Genomic DNA, 18,080 nt, shown 5'->3' on the forward strand with positions numbered 1-18,080 from the left:
AATGCTAAGGATACAAAAATTACTGCAGCAGGCCTTTAGCCGCTCATCTGGCGCGCTAGCCTCGGGCAAACCCTTAGTCTCGAAAAAGCGACGGCTGCTGCTGGTTTTGCTGGCACTGTTTCATCTTTCTGGCTTGCTGTCATCATTGGATGCGCTGATGTCATCCCGCACAGCGCAGGGCAGTATTGCCTGGATTGTGTCGCTAAATACCTTTCCGTACGTGGCGGTGCCGGCTTATTGGATCTTTGGCCGCAGCAGGTTTCAGGGTTATATTATTTCCCGCCAGGCTACTGAACATGAACTTGTCAGTAAACATCAGCTTAAAGCATCGGGAGTAGAGCAATATATTCTGCAAAGTACCCGCGAACGCGGCAGTTTGCAGGCTGTTGAGCAGTTAGCGAAAATGCCGTTTTTGCGTGGAAATGCTGCTGAGTTGCTGATTGATGGTGAAGCGACTTTTGATAGTATTTTTGCTGGTATTGCCGCGGCACAGCATTATCTGTTAATCCAGTTTTATATCGTGCGCGACGATGAGCTGGGGCAACGCTTACAGCAGGCCCTGATTGACAAAGCGCAGCAGGGCGTTGCGGTCTATTTTCTGTACGATGAGATTGGTAGTTACCGTTTGTCTCAGGCCTACTTACGCCAGTTAACTGCTGCGGGCGTCGCTGTGCGGCCTTTTCATTCTACTAAGGGCCCGGGTAACCGCTTTCAGCTGAATTTTCGAAATCATCGCAAAATTGTCATTAGCGACGGCCAACATGGCTGGCTGGGTGGCCTGAACGTTGGCAATGAATATTTGGGGCAGGACCCGCGTTACGGTAATTGGCGTGACACCCATTTAAAATTGACGGGGCCGGCGGTATTAGCGTTGCAATTATCTTTTGTTGAAGACTGGTTCTGGAGCGCTGACACCGTGCCCGCCTTGCATTGGCAGGCTGAAGCGGCGGCGACTGACGATATTCCGGTGTTGATCTTACCCTCTGGTCCGGCCGATCGATTCGAAACTGCCAGCCTACTGATCCAGCATGCCTTGCACAGTGCCAGAGAGCGGATCTGGATTGCCAGCCCCTACTTTGTGCCAGACGAAGGCACCCTGGCGGCCCTTAAACTCGCTGCCCTGCGTGGGGTGGATGTGCGTATTCTGATCCCGGAGCAAACCGATAACCTGTTAGTGACGCAGGCGGCTTATGCCTTTATCGGGCCTTTATTAGATGCCGGTGTTAAAATCTATCGTTATCAGCAAGGCTTTTTACATGCAAAAAGCTTTCTGGTTGACGAGCGTCTTGCCGCCATCGGCACCGTAAATCTGGATAACCGCTCGTTTCGCTTAAATTTTGAAATTACCGCCTTGTTGCTGGATGAAGCCTTTACCCGGCAACTGGAGCAACAGTTTTTAGTCGATTTCAGTCAGTCGCGGCAAATGTCACTGTCTGAACTGGCATTGCGTCCCTGGTGGTTACGTGCTGTGTCGCGCGCCGCGCACCTCATGGCCCCGGTTTTATAGGAGATTCCGTTTTGACTGCACAAGTCAGCCCCTGGCAGCAGTTTTATCAGGCTTTACAACAGGCTATCCAGCAGCAGCAACTGGTCAAGCTGGTATTGAGTAAATATCAGGGTAGCGATAGCAGTCTGCAACGACTGGAAATTACACCAGTGCAATTAAAAGGCAGCTGGCAACTCAAGTTTTTATATCAGCATCAAACCAACCATATTACACAAAACTATGGCGCTGAGCCGGCGCTAGCCTTAATTGATAGCTTATTACAACAGGATTTTGCGCAGGCAAATTTACAGAGTAGTCAGCTGCAAGCCCAGCTAAGCCGTTCAAAAAAGGGGAAGTTTCTGCTGAATTTGAAGCGCCAGGCAATCGCACCTGTCGTCGCCAGTGCGCATAACCGTGATAAACAACGCTATGTTGAACAGAGCCGGCCATTTTTACAGGCGTTGGGGGTTACCGATGCACGTGGGCAAATTATTCCTGCGATGTCGAATAAGTGGAAGCAGATCAATAAATTTATTGAAATTCTATCCGGTGCGGTAAAAGACAGTGGCTTACTGCAGCGTGGCACTTTGCACGTTGCTGATTTTGGCTCGGGTAAAGCTTATCTGACCTTTGCGATGCACGACTATTTTTGTCATACCCTGGGGATGCAGGCCCAGGTGACCGGAGTTGAACTACGACTAAACCTGGTTGATTTATGCAATAACACTGCCCGGCAGCTGCAACTAAGCGGCCTGCAATTTGCTCAGGGTGATGTAAAGCATTTTCAGGCACAGGGTATTAATGTGATGGTGGCGTTACATGCCTGTGATACCGCGACAGATTATGCCATTCATATGGGGATCCGCACTGGCGCCGAAATTATTATGTGTTCGCCTTGCTGTCACAAAGAAGTTCGGCCACAAGTCAGATTACCGCTGGTGTTAGCGCCAATGCTGCAACATGGCATCCATCTGGGGCAGGAAGCCGAGATGCTAACCGATAGCTTACGCGCCTTACTGCTCGATGCGCATGGTTACGACACTAAGGTATTTGAGTTTATTTCGCTGGAGCACACCAGCAAAAACAAAATGATCCTGGCAACGAAGCGGCAACAGCCAAAAGATAACACTGCAGTACTGGCACAAATTGCCGAATTAAAGCAATTTTACGGTGTAAAACAGCAATGCCTGGAGCAGCTGTTAGCCGCAAGTGCCACTGCGATATAAGTGCCGCTGCGATATAAATGAGAGGCGACATTGCTGCTAATGCAGCAATGTCGGTGCCGCCCTTTATTAGCGCAGCGCCTCCACCAGCTGTTTTACTGCCTTAAGCTGTGGGCCGTCGATAGTGGCATAATGTTCGCCACTGTAACCCCACCAATCCCAGCAACCATTCGGGTTAAAGGGCGCCATCGCGCTTTTCTCAACTTGTGGATACAAAATGACCAGCTGATTGGTATCGGCGTACTCGTTCAGACCAGTGTGACGGATATAGGCATCGCCGACCTGACTGACATCCTGCTTACAACCATGAAAACTGATATGGAGCCGGCATGCAGCGCCACTAGCGCAGCTTTCAGGGATGTACAGATAACCCTCAGCAGCCAGTTCACCTGCCGCTGCCGGTGCCAGTTGATGCTGTTGCAGTTTTACTAATTGCCCGCTGGCTTGGCTGGCTGGCGGTTTTATCGCGCCCAATAAATGGCTTAGCAACTGGCCACTGGCATCATAATTACAGCTGGCGATAAAAGGTGACTCAGATTTATCACAGGCAGTGAAGCCGGCCTGCTTAGTCGGAAAGTGATGCGCAAAAGGCTGATCATTAATAAAGCGCAGCGCTTCTTTAGGTATCCATTGCTGATACTGCTGATAAAGCGCGGTGCTGACTTGTGGCAATACTGTCGCATCGGCAGAGCCGCTAAACAGCCAGACTTTACTGTCAGCAAGTGCCGTGGCCGGTGCCAGCTTACCAGCGGCTTGTTGTGTCGCAAGGTACTGATTAATTGCCGGCAGATCCGGAGTTGCGGTGGGCTGATTCATACAGTTGCCAAGCGCCTGCATTAAATCGTTTTTCGCACAATACACCGGCCCTGCCGCCAGGATAGCGGCGCCTTTCACCTCATTAGCGAACGCCAGATGAAATTGCGCCGCGAAGTAACCACCGGAAGACAAACCCGATACGGTCAGATGGGGTGCCAGTTGCAGCTTGGGCAGGCTCGTTTCATCCTCTTTAGCAAGTAGCGGATGAGTAAGCAATGAGCCAGATATCGCTGCAACCATAATACTGCTCAGGGTTAGGCTGGTTTTAAACATAGTTACTCCGCGCAATAACAGATCTTAATCAGGCCAGCATAGCGGACCTTATGTTGTTGGCAATAGCGCTTTAGTACAGTCAGGGGTTTTGTTGCTGCAGATATTCCAGATAACGCTCGGTCGATCGGGTATTGGCAACTTGCTGCCAGAGGTTTTGGGCTACATCTGGCTGTGCCTTAAAAAAGGCGTTACTTAACATCAAATAGCCTACCGAGCGATGTACCGGCTGCGGATGAAACAATACCGGTCTTTGCTGCAATTCTGCCGGCTGTACCGGCTGATCATTAAACTGGCACAGTACCGTTGTTGCATCAACCCGACCCGAGCTAACTAAATCCAGGGCGTGATTGATTGAATCAGCATGAACTTGCACACTTTTTGCCGGCAGGGGGATGGGGCGATAACCAAGTGGGCGGGCGATAGTAAATTCGCCGCCGTTGGCCAGTTTATCCGGCAAGGCACTTTGCGGGTGATAGGCCAGGCACAGGCTAAAACTACTCATCGCAAACCGCGGATCAGCTTCACCAGAAGCCGTGCGGGGCATTTGCATATAATGTTCACGATCGGCGGAGTATTCGGCAACCAGCGCATCGATGCTATTATCTTCGAGCTGTTGCAGGCAGCGTAACCAGGGTTGGCGGATCAACTCCAGTTGCAGATTGCTCGCCGCGGCTGCTGCCCTTAAATGCTCAATCGCAGCCCCGGGCGGATCGGCTGGTACCAGGCCATGACCGCTGTAAAAAGGCAACAGTGGCTTGTCTTCGTAACAAAATCGCAGGCGAGTTTCGGTGGCCTGCACTGGCAATGCTGTCAACGCCGTCAACACGATGAACAGCAACAGCGGCCGTTTTAACATAGCAAGATAAACTTCATTGATACTCCGCAACACGGCGCATAATCTGCGCGAAACAGCTTAAGTATAGTCGGCTCACTGCGCTTTTGCCGCTTCTATTACCAGAGCCTTGCCACGCCCCCGCGGATCGGACACCGCCGTGGTGCCAGCTTTATTGATAAGGATCAGCTGGATATCACCTAAATCCCAATTCGGTGTATGCAACTGATAGCCTTTTTGCGTGAGCTCAGCTTGCGTTTGGGCATTGAGTGTTTGATAGGGCTCCAACCGGATCTGATCCTGCGGTAATAACTGGTGATGAAAGCGCGCAGCGGCCACCGCTTGTTGCGGTGTCATTTGAAAATCATACAAATTATTTATTACCTGAAAGATACTGGTAAAAATCGTTGAGCCACCTGGGGTGCCGATTACCAGCGCAGGCTGCTGATCTTTTAAAATAATAGTCGGCGTCATTGAGGATAGCATGCGTTTACCTGGTGCAATGGCATTGGCGTCACTGCCAACCACACCAAAGGCATTGGGTACACCCGCCTTGGCTGAGAAATCATCCATTTCATTATTAAGTAAAAAACCAGCGCCCCGGACGACGACGCCACTGCCATAATCCAGATTCAGGGTATAAGTATTGGCAACGGCGTTACCCGCGGCATCGACAATCGAAAAATGCGTTGTTTGTTCAGATTCCAGGCCAGGTTTAATCGCTGCTGTGGCTGAGATACTGTCCGGGTTGATTTCTTTTGCCCGCTTGGCTAAGTAGTCAGGGGCCAATAATTGCTGGACTGGGACTTCGGTAAAGGTTGGGTCGCCTAAATAATCCGCCCGATCGGCGAATACCCGCTTGGCAATCTCAGCCATCAGGTGCACGTATTGCGCAGAATTATGGCTTACACCACGAAAATGTTGCTGATTTAATTCTTTCAGTGTGAGCAGTTGTTGTAACGCAATACCACCTGAGCTGGGCGGCGGCGCTGTCAGTAGCTGCATATCACGCCAGTTTGTTAATAAGGGCGTGCGCCAGACAGCTTGATAAGCAGCCAGATCTTCAGCACTGATCAGGCCGCCGCCACGCTGCATTTCTGTGACGATCAGGGCTGCGGTTTTGCCCTGATAAAAATCGGCCGGACCCTCTGCCGCAATGCGTTTTAGGGTTGCGGCCAGCTCAGGCTGCACAAAACGCTCACCAGCACGCATGTGACCGAAGTAGTCAATAAAGTTGGTTTTGCCGGCAAAGCGTTGCAGCATATCGCCTTCGTATAAATAGGCTTTCTCTGGCACGATAAAACCGTACTCTGCCAGCTGGATTGCCGGTGCCAGCAGCTCAGCCCAGCTTTTGCTACCAAATAACTGATGTAACTGCCACATACCCATTACTGTACCGGGAACTCCGGAGGCCTGATGCCCGATAAGACTTAGACCCGCAACGACTTCACCCTCCGCGTTCAAGTACATATCGCGGTGTGCTTTGGCCGGTGCCGTTTCCCGGTAATCCAGAAAGTAGGCTTTGCCATTAAACCACAGGGTAGCAAAGCCACCACCACCCAAATTGCCGGCCTCGGGGTAGGTTACAGCCAGCGTAAAAGCGGTGGCGATTGCCGCATCGACGGCATTACCCCCTTGTGTCAGGATCTGAGCCGCCACCTCAGCGCCATAGCTATCGGGGCTGGCAACAGCGGCAGCCCTTGGCGCCTGGGTCTCTGCTGCGGCGAACAGGGTGTGAGGTATGGCGATAAACAACAACAGGACACTGAGGCCAGATGACTTTAGAAATGACATAACACGCGCTCCGCAACAAACTATGCTGCAGACCTTAGCATTTAGCGGCTGGAAAGAAAATATTGAAAAAAAAGGCGCCACAGGGAGAGGCGCCAAAGCGTCAGGTTTACGCTGGATAACAGTACGTATAACAACGACGTTAGTTTAACGAACTGTGCTGCCGTACTATTGATCTACCGCAAGAAAAGGGCGAACAGCCGGAATAAGTTGCCCGCAGCGTAAATATATCTTACAACTGAAAGCACAGCTTACCCGGATTAGGATAACTCAGATGAAAACTATGCCCCGCCTGTTAGCGTTACTCTGTTTCACACCTTTATTGTCACTTGCTGCCGCCCCCAGTGGCATCGTAATCCATGGCGGTGCTGGCACTATCAACAAAGCGCAGCTTACCGATACCCAGCGCCAGGCCTATGAGGCAACCTTAAAGCATGCCGCGGAACAGGGTTATGCTGTGTTGCAACAAGGTGGCAGCAGTCTGGATGCGGTGACCCGTGCCGTGATGATCCTGGAAGATTCGCCGCTGTTCAATGCCGGCAAGGGCGCGGTTTATACCTATGATGAAAGCCATGAGTTAGATGCCTCTATTATGCAGGGCCAAGACCGGCAAGCCGGCGCTATTGCCGGTGTCAGTACCATCAAAAACCCGATTTTACTGGCGCGGGCAGTGATGGAGCAATCCGAGCATGTGATGCTCGCCGGTGCCGGCGCTGAGGCCTTCGCCGATACCCTGCAGCTGGAGCGGGTACCGAACAGCTATTACAACACTGAATTTCGCTATGAGGCATTAAAACGCGCCAAACAAGCACTGCAGCCGCAGCCACATCAGGCGGCCGTTCCCTTTGACCCTGCCTGGCGTATGGGTACCGTTGGCGCCGTAGCCATTGATAAGGCCGGTAACCTGGCCGCCGCGACCTCAACCGGTGGCATGACTGCCAAGCGCTATGGCCGGATTGGTGATGCGCCGGTAATTGGTGCCGGAAATTTTGCTGACAACCAAAGCTGTGCAGTCTCCGCCACCGGCCATGGTGAGTACTTTATCCGTTATCAGGTGGCTTCTGATATTTGCGCCAGAGTGAAGTATCAAGGCAAAACGGCCAGTGCGGCGGCAACGGAAGTGATGGCTGAGCTGGCACAAGTCGGTGGCACTGGTGGCGTAATTGTAGTGGATCCGCAAGGGCGCTTAAGCTGGGCCTTTAATACCGAGGGTATGTACCGGGCGATGCTGGGCGAGACGACACCACTTAAAGTTGAGATTTTTCAAGCCGAATAACGCGTGAATAACAGGCAAAGCAGGAGTTCATCGTCTAACCTTAAGCATGTGGATCGCCTTTTTCTGTTTCAGCAGTAAAGCGGCGCCCGATAATTCGTATGAGTAATTGAGGGGGGATGCATGGACTTACTAAAAGTTGCCGATTATATGAATCGCCACCCGGTGACCTTTGATGCTGATATGCCAGTGGAGATGGCAGTGGACAGATTAATCAAAGGCCGGCAAACCGGTGGCCCGGTGATAGATGCGCAGCGCAAAATTATAGGTTTTATCTCGGAGCAGGATTGCCTGGCACGGATGCTGATGTCGACTTATCATGACCAGCAGGCCGCGCGGGTCAGTGATGTGATGCGCACCGAGGTGCTGACGGTAAAAGAGTACGATGGCATTATCGATCTGGCGCAAACTATGTTAAAAGCCAAACCCAAGCTCTATCCGGTGGTTGATGATAACGGTCATCTGCTGGGAATTATTACCCGCTCTGATGTGTTAGGCGCCATAGATAAAGAACTACACTCGCACTATAGCAAAGCGGGTTAGCGTAAAGCAGGCTAGCGGTCAAGCGGAGCAGGACGCAAGAAAGCTGGCGCTAAGGCTGCAGTGGCGTTGCACTCCTAACCCCTAACTTGGTAGCATTGCGCCCTCTGAAAGCTGAGGGCGCTAACTTGTCTGTTGAAACACCATCCACTGTCTCCACCTTGTCGGCCCAAATCGGTCAGTGTCTGCTGCAAGATCAATTCCGGCTACGCCGTAAACTGGCCCAGCTAAAACAGCTGCCACCAGAGCAAGCTGCGGCGCAACTGAGCAAACTTGAAGCGCAAATCGCTCAGTCCTCAGCGCTACGAGCGGCCAGGCTCTCTGCCATGCCGACGTTAAGCTATCCGGCTGAGCTGCCGGTAGTGGCAAAAAAAGACGAAATTAAAGCCGCTATTGCCGCCCATCAGGTGGTGATTATTGCCGGCGAAACCGGTTCTGGTAAAACCACGCAAATTCCGAAAATCTGTCTGGAGCTGGGGCGGGGTGTCGCCGGCACTATTGGTCATACCCAGCCCAGACGTTTGGCAGCGCGCAGTGTCTGTGCCCGCCTGGCGGAAGAGCTGCAATGCCAGGTTGGTCAGCAAATTGGCTATAAAATTCGCTTTGGTGATCATACTAATCAGCAAACGCTGGTCAAATTGATGACCGACGGCATCTTGCTAACCGAAATGCAGCAAGACCGCTTTTTAAATCAGTACGACACCATCATTATCGATGAAGCGCACGAGCGCAGCCTGAATATCGACTTTCTGCTGGGCTACTTAAAGCAGTTATTACCACGCCGCCCGGATCTGAAGCTGATTATTACTTCAGCCACCATCGATCCTGAGCGTTTTTCCCGGCATTTTTTCGATGCCCCCATTATTGAAGTCTCAGGCCGCACCTATCCGGTAGAAGTCCGTTACCGGCCTTTTACCGAGCAGGATGATAAAGATGGCGACCAGCTGCAGGGTATTTTTGATGCGGTAGAAGAGCTGTATCGCGAGCCGCCGGGCGATATTCTGATTTTCTTAAACGGTGAGCGGGAAATTCGTGATACCGCTGATGCGCTGGAAAAACTGAAGCTGCCGCATACCGAAGTGCTACCCTTGTATGCACGCTTAAGTGCAGCAGAGCAAAACCGCATTTTTCAGACGCATGCCGGGCGGCGGATTATTTTATCGACCAACGTCGCCGAAACCTCGCTTACTGTGCCGGGCATTCGCTATGTGATCGATCCGGGCACGGCGCGTATTTCGCGATACAGTTATCGCTCTAAGGTGCAGCAACTGCCGATTGAAGCCATTAGTCAGGCCAGCGCCAATCAGCGTAAAGGTCGCTGCGGCCGGGTCGCGGCGGGGATCTGTATCCGGCTTTACAGCGAAGAGGACTTTTTAGGCCGGCCGGAGTTTACCGATCCGGAAATTCTGCGCACTAACCTGGCGTCAGTCATTATGCAGATGCTGGCACTGGGACTGGGTGATATCGAAGCCTTTCCATTTTTGCAAAAACCAGACAGCCGCTTTGTTAACGACGGTATCAAGCTACTGGAAGAGCTGGGCGCGATCCCACAGCAACGTAGCAAGCAACAGCTCAGTTTAACGCCATTAGGCAAAACGCTGGCGCGTTTACCGATCGACCCCAGGCTGGCAAGGATGGTGCTGGCAGCAAGCGAGCAGGGCGCCTTACAGCAAGTATTGGTGATTGTTGCAGCCTTATCCATTCAGGATCCGCGCGAGCGGCCGCTGGATAAGCAACAAAAAGCCGATGAGCTGCATGGCCGCTTTGCGGATCCGGATTCCGATTTTAGCAGCTGGTTAAAGCTTTGGGATTACCTGCAACAGCAGCAGGAGGCGCTGAGCAATAACCAGTTTCGCCGGCTGTGTAAGCAAGAGCTGCTAAACTACTTACGGGTACGGGAGTGGCAGGATCTGGTGGCGCAGCTGACTCAGGTCGCGCAGGAGCAACAGCTTAGCTTTAACGCCAATCCGCCAGGCTATCAGGCTATTCACAGCGCCATTTTAACCGGCTTGCTGGGGCAAATCGGCAGTAAAGACAGCGATGCCGACTATCTGGGACCACGGCAAACCCGCTTTTATGTGTTTCCCGGCAGCCATCTGTTTAAGCGTAAACCGAAATGGATTATGGCGGCCGAATGGGTTGAAACCAGCCGCTTGTATGCGCGTACAGTAGCGAGAATTGAACCGGAATGGATTGAGCCGTTGGCGGCGCATCTGGTCAATCGCAGCTACAGTGAACCACATTGGGAAAAGAAAAAAGGCGCTGTGGTCGCTTATGAGCAGGTCGCGCTGTACGGCGTGATTATCGTCGGTAAAAGACCGGTGCTGTATAGCCGGATTGACGAGGCGGTATCACACCAGCTGTTTATCCGCGAAGCCCTGGTCAATGGCGAACTGGGCTTAAATGAAGCCTTTTTACGTTACAACCAGCAACAAATCAGTAAGGTTCAGGAGCTGGAAGAAAAATCCCGCCGCCGCGATATTCTGGTAGACGAAGATGCGCTGGCCGCGTTTTACGCCGAACGAATTCCGCAGTGGGCGAATAACCGCATCGACTTTAGCAAATGGTGGAAAAAAGCCCGCCAGACGCAGCCTGAGTTACTGAATTTCGACCCAGAGCTGTTGTATCAGCGCGATGCCTCTGATATCAGTGCCGAGCGCTTCCCGGAAAGCTGGCGCCAGGGCAATTTAACGCTGCCGCTGGAGTATCATTTTGCCCCCGGTGAGCTGGATGATGGCGTCAGTGTGTTGATCCCACTGGCACTATTAAACCAGGTCGAAGAGCAGGGTTTTGACTGGCAGATCCCGGCGCTGCGCCATGAGCTGCTAGTAGCGCTGATTAAATCGCTGCCTAAGCAATACCGGCGCAACTTTGTCCCGGCGCCGAATTATGCTGATGCGTTAATGCAAAGCCTGACCCCCTTTAGCGAGCCACTGCTGACTGCGATTAGCAGCAAGTTAAAGCGGATGTCAGGCATAACTATCCCCGACGATGCCTGGCAGTTAACAGAGCTGCCGGCGCACCTAAAAATAAATTTTAAAATTGTCGATGAGCGTAAGTTGGTGGCGCAGGGGCGCTCTCTGGCGCTACTGAAACAGCAATTACAGGGCGCAGTGCAGCAAAGCCTGAGTGAAGTGGCTGAGCAGGGTATTGAGCAGGAGCAACTGACCGAATGGAGTTTTGGCGAGTTGCCCAAAGAGTATATTAAGCTACAGGCCGGCTTTGAAATTAAAGCTTTTCCGGCGCTGGTCGACGCCGGTCAGAGCGTTGCCATTAAGCTGCTGGATAATCCACTGCGGGCAGAGCAGGAGCATATTAAGGGGTTGCGCCGCTTAGTGCTGCTGAATGTGCCCTCACCGGTGAAATATCTGCAGGAGTCGTTACCGAACAAAGCCAAGCTCGGCCTGTACTTTAACCCCTTTGGTAAGGTGCTGGAGCTGATCGATGATTGTATCGCCGCCGCAACAGATGCCTTGATCCGCCAGCAATTACCGGTGCAGGACAAAACCGCCTTTGAGCGGTTACGCGAAACGCTACGCGCTGAGCTGAATGAGCGGGTACGGCAGATCGCATTGCAGGTGGAACAAATTTTAACGGTCTATCACGATATTCAAAAACGCTTAAAAGGTAAGGTGGATCTGGCACACTTTCAGGCGCAGGCCGATATTAAACAGCAGTTAGAGCAGCTGATTTTTAAAGGCTTTGTCAGTCAACATGGTGCAGCAAGACTGGATGACTTAAAACGTTACTTGCAGGCAATGTTAAAGCGGCTGGAAAAGCTCCCGGTCGATCCGAACCGCGACCGTTTATTGATGCACGAGTATCAAAAAGCTGAACAGGCTTACCAGAATTTACTCGGTAAATATGCCGGTCAGGCCATCCCCGAGCCGGTCAGCCAGATCCGCTGGATGCTGGAAGAGCTCAAGGTGTCACAACATGCGCAGCAGTTGGGTACCCCTTATCCGATTTCGGTAAAGCGAATTTTGCATGCGGTGCAGGAGCTTAAATAATAAACTTGCGTCGTTGCCACAGCTTGCTAAGATGATGCAAAGCGTAGCGAAGGAGTTGTATATGCCACAGAGGAATGATCACCGCCATTTTTACCGTATGATGGTTAATGCGGAAGTTAAATTGATGATCAACGACCCGGAGGCGGCGCGGGTATTAGATGGAGTGTGCCGTGATCTTAGCGCCTCAGGTATGGCGGTAGAAGTCGATGAACCGCTGGAGGTGGGCACCTTAATCCGCGTACGTTTAGAATCGCCGGATGCCAGCGTGGCACCCTTAGATGCCACTGCTAAGGTGATGCGCTGCAGTCAGGAAAATGAAGACTGCTATCAGCTTGGGCTGGCGTTTCTGGAGTTGAATTAGGCTTAAGCAGCGGAATGACGGCCAAAGCGGCAGTCATCCTGCGATAACTTAATAGATTTTGCAGATCAAACCTTTCAGATAATAGCCTTCGGGGTAGAAACTGGCGACCGGATGATCGCTGTCTTGCTGTAAGCGTTCAATAAACAAGCAATCCCGTTTCGCATCCAGTGCCGCATCGGCGACCACCTTCTGGAACAAGCTCTCTTCCATTAAGCCTGAGCAAGAAAAAGTAAACAACAGACCACCTGGTTTTACCAGCTGCATCGCCACCCGGTTAATATCTTTGTAGCCACGACAGGCACTGTTAAGCTGGGCTTTGTTGTCCGCGAACTTCGGCGGGTCCAGTACCACGATATCAAAGGTTTTGCCTTGCTCCTGATACTGACGCAGCAGTTTAAACACATCGGCTTTTTGATTGCTCAGTTTGCTAAGATCTAACCGATTAAGTTCGGCATTACGCGCCGCGGTTTCTAGTGCCAGCTCAGACAGATCGACATTGGTCACCTGTTTAGCACCGCCCATTAAGGCTGCCACGCCAAAGGTACCGGTATAGCTAAAGCAATTTAAAATCTCGGCGTCGCTGGCAAAACGGCGCAGCGCCGCCCGGTTTACCCGCTGATCCAGATAAAAACCGGTTTTATGGCCGTTAACTACATCAACGACCAAGGTCATACCGTGCTCTTTAATCAACACCTCACCACTGTCACGTGGTAAATGTAGCCAGCCGGTTACCAGCGGCAGGCCTTCTTTTTTGCGCACATCCACATCGGAGCGCTCGTAAATACTGTGCTTTGGGAACACCTCCAGCAGAGCAGCGACCAGTTGTTTACGCTTGGCATCGGCACCGGCAGAGAGTAGCTGCACTACCAACACATCCTGATATTTATCAATAGTGATACCCGGCAGACCATCCGATTCAGCAGCCACTACCCGTAGCCCATTCGTCTCTTCAGTATTAAACAGGCTCTGCCGCAGTTGCCAGGCGCGCTGCAGACGTTGCTTAAAAAACGCCTGATCGATTTGCTCGTGCTGTTGAAAGCTCCAGATCCGCGCGCGAATTTGCGATGCAGGTGAGTAAGCGGCCCAGGCCAGCCATTCGCCTTTGCTACTGAGTACAGCGACGGTATCACCGCGATTCGGCGTATTATGGACTTTGGCGATGGCGTTAGAAAAAATCCAGGGGTGCTTACGATTGAGGGCTTTTTCGCGGCCTTCAGCCAGGATCACGGCCGGCACGGTGCTACTGTTGTTCATATTGGTTACTTCGCTATGCTAGACTAAAGGCCGTATTTTAGAGAAGTGGCCGGCAAAGCTAAAGTGAAATCGCTGCTCTAACGCGAGCTTAGCCAAATCTGCCGGTCGATTAAGGATCCTTATGGCTACTACGCTCCCTACCATTATGCAGGCAGTGTGTGTTGACTCGCCTGGCCGCGATAGTCAGCTGCGCTGGCAGGACTGCGCGCTACCAAAACTGAAACCGGGTGAAGTGCTGCTAAAAGTGGCGGCTTTTGGTATCAACCGTGCCGATTTGATGCAGCGTCAGGGGTTGTATCCGCCACCACCAGGCGATAGTACAATTCTGGGGCTAGAAGCTGCTGGTATTGTTGTCGCCGTGGCGGACGACAGTTTAAGTCCGTTAATTGGCCAAGCGCTATTTGGCTTAGTGAATGGCGGTGGTTATGCAGAGTATGTCGCCATACCGGCAACACAAGCAATGGCGGTGCCAGAGGGCTGGTCACTGCAACAAGCTGCGGCCACGGCAGAAACGTTTTTAACTGCGTATCAGTTATTATTTTTACTCGGTGAGGCAACTGAAGGCCAAAGGTTATTAATCCATGCCGGTGCCAGTGGGGTTGGCACTTCAGCTATTCAATTGGCAAAAGCCAGGCAGTTACAGATTGCCGTGACGGTAGGCACTGCTGATAAAGCGGCATTTTGCCGGCAGCTGGGCGCTGACATCGCTATTAATTACCGTGAGCAAGACTTTAGCGAGGTGTTGGCAGCCGCCTGGCCAGAGGGTGTGGCGCTGGTTTTGGATCCGGTTGCCGGCAGTTATCTGAACAGTGAGGCCAGTGTGTTGGCCGTTGACGGTAAGATTATTATTTATGCGATGATGGGGGGGCGAAAAATCCCGGAGTTTGACCTGAGTTTATTATTTAAAAAACGTGGTCAGCTGCTATGCTCAACGCTACGTAATAGAGATGCGGCTTACAAAGCTGAACTAACACGCCGCTTTCACGCTGATTTTGCAGCAGATTTAGCCGCTAAATCCATCGAGCCGGTGATCGCCGCAGTATTTAGCCGCGAAGAAGTTGAACAAGCACATCAGTTATTAGCCAGTAATCAAACCATTGGTAAGTTACTGGTTACGCTGGAATAGTCCTAAGGTTAATAAAGAGGAAGTTGAGCGGGATGTCACTGAGTTTTGGAAAAGCGGCCTACGCTAAAGTGATTCAACGTCTGATAGAGCGCATTTATCATCAGAGTCCGTTGCAGGATTCTATTTATGAACAGGCCATCAAGTGGTTCGACGAAAAAGACTATCGGGATCAAAAAGCGACTGAGTTAGAGCAACAACTGTTTTTATTTGAGAACCGGCAACAACAATCTAAAAAAGGTGATCAGGCAGCAGTGGCCCGTAACCTGAAACAAGCGGAAGAACAGCATAAGACCTTTAGTGAGGAAATCGAAGAAGCGCGGTTTCAGCGCTATAGTGAATTGCAGTCGTTGTGCCGGGATATATTGTCACTGTGTCAGGGCGAGAACTTTGTTGATACCAACAATGCCTCAGCCAAGATGTTGGGAACGATTCAGCTAATTTGTCCAACCCGTCGCCGCCATATTGCCCGCGAAAACCAAAAAGCCCGCCACTTATACAAAGCGGTGTTAAGTATTCGCTTGCTGGATCGCTTATTAATGGACGGTTTGATTGACCACCCCTTTATTCTGGAGCGCTATGAAGCCGGTAAAAGCGTACCTTACAGTGACGAAACGGAATATCACCCTTATCGGGATGATATCCAAATCCCGGTTCTGATGGCGGCTATTCTGCAGGATATCGGTCGCTGTCATCCGATTTGTCAGGGCATTTTAAAAGGGGCTGATGGTAGCTTCGATGAGTTTCGTGAGTTAGATGCGGAAGAACGTAACACCTTTTTGCAAACCAGCTATACCGAGACGTTAAACTACGTGCAGGACGCGTTAACGGTAGGTCGCTATACCGGCCGTAGTAAAGAAGAGCGAGATCGCTTTGTGCAGGGCGAGATTGAAAAACGTGAGCTGATACAACTGCTGTTAAAACAAGCCGTCCGGCCACAGGATGTGCTGGGCAGTATCTTGCGTATCCCACAAATCTATACCGGTATGGTGCTGTCTACCCGCAGCAGTTACAACTATGAAGACTTACCAAAAGCGGCGCTGGCGCTGGAGAAAAGCGCTGAGCTGGGTAAGCTCAGTAAAAACAGTGTCGCCGCTTTTTTAAGGATCGTCGGGATGTTTCCGCAAGGCTATGGCATTACCTATATCCCGAAAGACTCCGATGGTAATGATATGGAGCGCTACGAGTACGCTATCGTCACCGGCCTTTATCCACCGGATTTTCGCACGCCAATTTGCCGCATGGTGACCTATAGTCTGACTTATCAGGCGTCGGCGCGCGGCTGTATTGTTAGTGCGGAAAACAATTTGTATTTTGCCCAAGGCCGCAAAAAGCTTGAAGTGGTGCCAGAAGAGCGGTTACTGGATATTTTGCGTAAGCTGGTTTACAACTTTGAAGAACGGATGGCATCGCCGTTATTACCGCGTTGCTGGCATCCGGATGATTACTTTTTAAATCAGAAGAATCAGAATCTTTGGAATAAAGCGGTGGTGAGTCAAAACTAAGTATTGGCACACCCGGCTTAATGGCCGGGTGTTTGCTGACTAGCGTTGGCAGCGCGCTCCAGGGTACTGTCGCTATCTGAGTGCAGATTGTCAGTAGGGGCTGCCGTTGTCGTAGTGTTGTGTCGGGTTTCAGTTGTCGCTGTGGTAGTAGTATCAGTGCTAACCCCGCTAACTAGCTCAGTATCTAGCTCAGTATCGTTTGGGTTTGTGCTGCTGTCCGCTGTGATCGCGTCATTGTCACTCAAGCTTGCATTATCGCCAGCAAGTGTACTCTCACTTTGCGCGGTAGCAGCTTCTGCTAGGGGCTCATCTTGCATCTGCTCTTTCACTAATTGCTCATCTACCCGCGGATCCAAGGCTGCAGCCAGCGGAGACGATACCAGATCACCGGAAGCCAACTGGTAGTCCGAAGGTTGCTGTTCAGCCAGCAACCGCCGCGCCATTTTCTGGGTATAGTTAACCCGGGCTAACCGTAAGAACAGGATCAGACAACACACCGCCATATAACCATACAACATGGCGTTGCCGAGCATTTGCATCACAAAAGAGGCCAGCAATGGCCCCAGCGTCGCGCCAATACCAAAGGTCAGTAAGATCGTTGCGGATAACGCGACCCGGTCTTGTTGTTCAATATTTTGATTCGCCAGCGCGGTTGCCAGCGGATACAGCGTAAACGCCAGGATACCGAAACAGAAAGTGGCTACCAGCAAGGCGATACCTTTTAATGGTAGCAGTGCAATCGCCAATACCAAAATACCGAGCAGGGCGCTGTTAAAGCGCAGTAAACGGCTACGCGGAATGCGATCGGAAAGTTTGCCCATTGGCCACTGTGCCAGTAATCCGGCCAGAATCGTTGCTGACATAAAGCTGGCAACTTCGGCTGTGCCCATACCTAAACCGGCTGCAAAGGCGGGGGCTAAGCCATAAAACGAGCCGGAAATGCCACCGGCAATTAAAATGGTGGTGAGTGATTGCGGCACCTTGCGCCAGAACGGCAAAATCTTTAGCGGGGCCGGATGCAGTGGCTGCGGGTGGATACGGCGGGTCAGCGCAATGGGTACGATACAGAGCGCATAGCAAATGCCAATTAACAGCAGCGGCTTTAGGCCCAGCTCCGGGAAAAATGACAGCACCGTTTGCCCGGCTACCATACCAAAATAGGAGACAATCATATAGCCGGCAAAAACACTGCCACGCTGGCTGCTATCAGCTTGCTCGTTCAGCCAGCTTTCCAGCACCATATACTGGCACATCATACCGGTACCGACGATCAGCCGCAGCAACAGCCAGATTGGTAACACATCCGTTAACGCATGACATAAGGCCGAAGCGGTAACAATGCCGGCGCTGGCAACAAAGGTACGGATATGGCCAACCCTGGCGATCAGCTTATGGCCAACCTTTGAGCCGACGACCAACCCAAAGTAGTAAGCCGACATCATAGCGCCGATCCACAGTTGTTCTACACCATCCCGCGCCAGCGATAACGCCAGATAGGTCGTTAGCAAGCCGGCGCCCAGCACCATAATCAGGGTGCTGGAAAACAGCGATGAAAAACTGCGAAACGGTGAGGCCATCCTAAGCTCCTGTAAA

General features: G+C 51.7%; 13 protein-coding genes. 8 read left to right on the forward strand and 5 right to left on the reverse strand.

What is annotated here, in order from left to right:
• The first annotated feature begins 1 nt into the window (after window position 1).
• Both cls and AAY72_RS02735 read left to right on the forward strand, forming a co-directional pair.
• Window positions 2-1,507: a cardiolipin synthase gene (cls, locus tag AAY72_RS02730; RefSeq protein ID WP_082628925.1), complete on the forward strand. Its 1,506-nt coding sequence runs from the start codon at window positions 2-4 to the stop codon at window positions 1,505-1,507.
• 11 nt (window positions 1,508-1,518) lie between these two features.
• On the forward strand, window positions 1,519-2,712 hold the full coding sequence (locus AAY72_RS02735) for an SAM-dependent methyltransferase (protein WP_057785499.1): 1,194 nt from the start codon (window positions 1,519-1,521) through the stop codon (window positions 2,710-2,712).
• Between the two features lie 66 nt (window positions 2,713-2,778).
• On the opposite strand, the gene AAY72_RS02740 is transcribed toward AAY72_RS02735, so the two are convergent.
• The 3 genes from AAY72_RS02740 to ggt all read right to left on the reverse strand — a co-directional run bounded on the left by AAY72_RS02740 (window position 2,779) and on the right by ggt (window position 6,424).
• Window positions 2,779-3,798, reverse strand: coding sequence for a PHB depolymerase family esterase (locus AAY72_RS02740; protein ID WP_156411267.1), 1,020 nt, complete (start codon window positions 3,796-3,798; stop codon window positions 2,779-2,781).
• A gap of 79 nt (window positions 3,799-3,877) precedes the next feature.
• Window positions 3,878-4,654 carry an amino acid ABC transporter gene (locus AAY72_RS02745; protein WP_231728883.1) on the reverse strand — a complete coding sequence of 259 codons (777 nt, stop codon included), beginning with the start codon at window positions 4,652-4,654 and terminating at the stop codon, window positions 3,878-3,880.
• Between the two features lie 72 nt (window positions 4,655-4,726).
• Window positions 4,727-6,424: a gamma-glutamyltransferase gene (gene ggt / locus AAY72_RS02750; RefSeq protein WP_156411268.1), complete on the reverse strand. Its 1,698-nt coding sequence runs from the start codon at window positions 6,422-6,424 to the stop codon at window positions 4,727-4,729.
• Window positions 6,425-6,695: 271 nt separating this feature from the next.
• Between ggt and AAY72_RS02755 the strand changes: the two genes are divergently transcribed.
• The 4 genes from AAY72_RS02755 (at window position 6,696) to AAY72_RS02770 (ending at window position 12,605) form a co-directional block, all read left to right on the forward strand.
• The gene (locus AAY72_RS02755) at window positions 6,696-7,697 is read left to right on the forward strand and encodes an isoaspartyl peptidase/L-asparaginase family protein (RefSeq protein WP_057785501.1); all 1,002 of its coding nucleotides are present in this window, start codon (window positions 6,696-6,698) and stop codon (window positions 7,695-7,697) included.
• Between the two features lie 120 nt (window positions 7,698-7,817).
• Window positions 7,818-8,237, forward strand: a complete 420-nt coding sequence (locus AAY72_RS02760) for a CBS domain-containing protein (protein WP_008983623.1) — start codon at window positions 7,818-7,820, stop codon at window positions 8,235-8,237.
• Window positions 8,238-8,362: 125 nt separating this feature from the next.
• Window positions 8,363-12,244, forward strand: a complete 3,882-nt coding sequence (gene hrpA / locus AAY72_RS02765) for an ATP-dependent RNA helicase HrpA (protein WP_057785551.1) — start codon at window positions 8,363-8,365, stop codon at window positions 12,242-12,244.
• A 61-nt stretch (window positions 12,245-12,305) separates the two neighbouring features.
• Window positions 12,306-12,605 carry a PilZ domain-containing protein gene (locus AAY72_RS02770; RefSeq protein WP_057785502.1) on the forward strand — a complete coding sequence of 100 codons (300 nt, stop codon included), beginning with the start codon at window positions 12,306-12,308 and terminating at the stop codon, window positions 12,603-12,605.
• A gap of 48 nt (window positions 12,606-12,653) precedes the next feature.
• Here AAY72_RS02770 and AAY72_RS02775 read toward each other — a convergent pair whose 3' ends face one another.
• Complete coding sequence (locus AAY72_RS02775) at window positions 12,654-13,859, reverse strand: class I SAM-dependent rRNA methyltransferase (RefSeq protein ID WP_057785503.1); 1,206 nt, start codon at window positions 13,857-13,859, stop codon at window positions 12,654-12,656.
• Window positions 13,860-13,980: 121 nt separating this feature from the next.
• Between AAY72_RS02775 and AAY72_RS02780 the strand changes: the two genes are divergently transcribed.
• Both AAY72_RS02780 and AAY72_RS02785 read left to right on the forward strand, forming a co-directional pair.
• A complete protein-coding gene (locus tag AAY72_RS02780) occupies window positions 13,981-14,985 on the forward strand; it encodes an NAD(P)H-quinone oxidoreductase (protein ID WP_057785504.1) in 1,005 nt (334 codons plus the stop codon).
• A 32-nt stretch (window positions 14,986-15,017) separates the two neighbouring features.
• Window positions 15,018-16,487: a hypothetical protein gene (locus AAY72_RS02785; RefSeq protein ID WP_057785505.1), complete on the forward strand. Its 1,470-nt coding sequence runs from the start codon at window positions 15,018-15,020 to the stop codon at window positions 16,485-16,487.
• A gap of 17 nt (window positions 16,488-16,504) precedes the next feature.
• On the opposite strand, the gene AAY72_RS02790 is transcribed toward AAY72_RS02785, so the two are convergent.
• On the reverse strand, window positions 16,505-18,064 hold the full coding sequence (locus AAY72_RS02790) for an MFS transporter (protein WP_057785506.1): 1,560 nt from the start codon (window positions 18,062-18,064) through the stop codon (window positions 16,505-16,507).
• Window positions 18,065-18,080: the final 16 nt, after the last annotated feature.

It is taken from the genome of Alishewanella sp. WH16-1 (assembly GCF_001441695.1).
Lineage (GTDB): Bacteria > Pseudomonadota > Gammaproteobacteria > Enterobacterales > Alteromonadaceae > Alishewanella > Alishewanella agri.

Excerpts from the sequence above, each read along its gene's own strand:
- cls (WP_082628925.1), top strand. The coding sequence starts at position 2 with ATGCTAAGGATACAAAAATTACTGCAGCAGGCCTTTAGCCGCTCATCT.
- AAY72_RS02740 (WP_156411267.1), bottom strand. The coding sequence starts at position 3,798 with ATGTTTAAAACCAGCCTAACCCTGAGCAGTATTATGGTTGCAGCGATA.
- AAY72_RS02745 (WP_231728883.1), bottom strand. The coding sequence starts at position 4,654 with ATGTTAAAACGGCCGCTGTTGCTGTTCATCGTGTTGACGGCGTTGACA.
- ggt (WP_156411268.1), bottom strand. The coding sequence starts at position 6,424 with ATGTCATTTCTAAAGTCATCTGGCCTCAGTGTCCTGTTGTTGTTTATC.
- AAY72_RS02755 (WP_057785501.1), top strand. The coding sequence starts at position 6,696 with ATGAAAACTATGCCCCGCCTGTTAGCGTTACTCTGTTTCACACCTTTA.
- AAY72_RS02760 (WP_008983623.1), top strand. The coding sequence starts at position 7,818 with ATGGACTTACTAAAAGTTGCCGATTATATGAATCGCCACCCGGTGACC.
- AAY72_RS02770 (WP_057785502.1), top strand. The coding sequence starts at position 12,306 with ATGCCACAGAGGAATGATCACCGCCATTTTTACCGTATGATGGTTAAT.
- AAY72_RS02775 (WP_057785503.1), bottom strand. The coding sequence starts at position 13,859 with ATGAACAACAGTAGCACCGTGCCGGCCGTGATCCTGGCTGAAGGCCGC.
- AAY72_RS02780 (WP_057785504.1), top strand. The coding sequence starts at position 13,981 with ATGGCTACTACGCTCCCTACCATTATGCAGGCAGTGTGTGTTGACTCG.
- AAY72_RS02785 (WP_057785505.1), top strand. The coding sequence starts at position 15,018 with ATGTCACTGAGTTTTGGAAAAGCGGCCTACGCTAAAGTGATTCAACGT.
- AAY72_RS02790 (WP_057785506.1), bottom strand. The coding sequence starts at position 18,064 with ATGGCCTCACCGTTTCGCAGTTTTTCATCGCTGTTTTCCAGCACCCTG.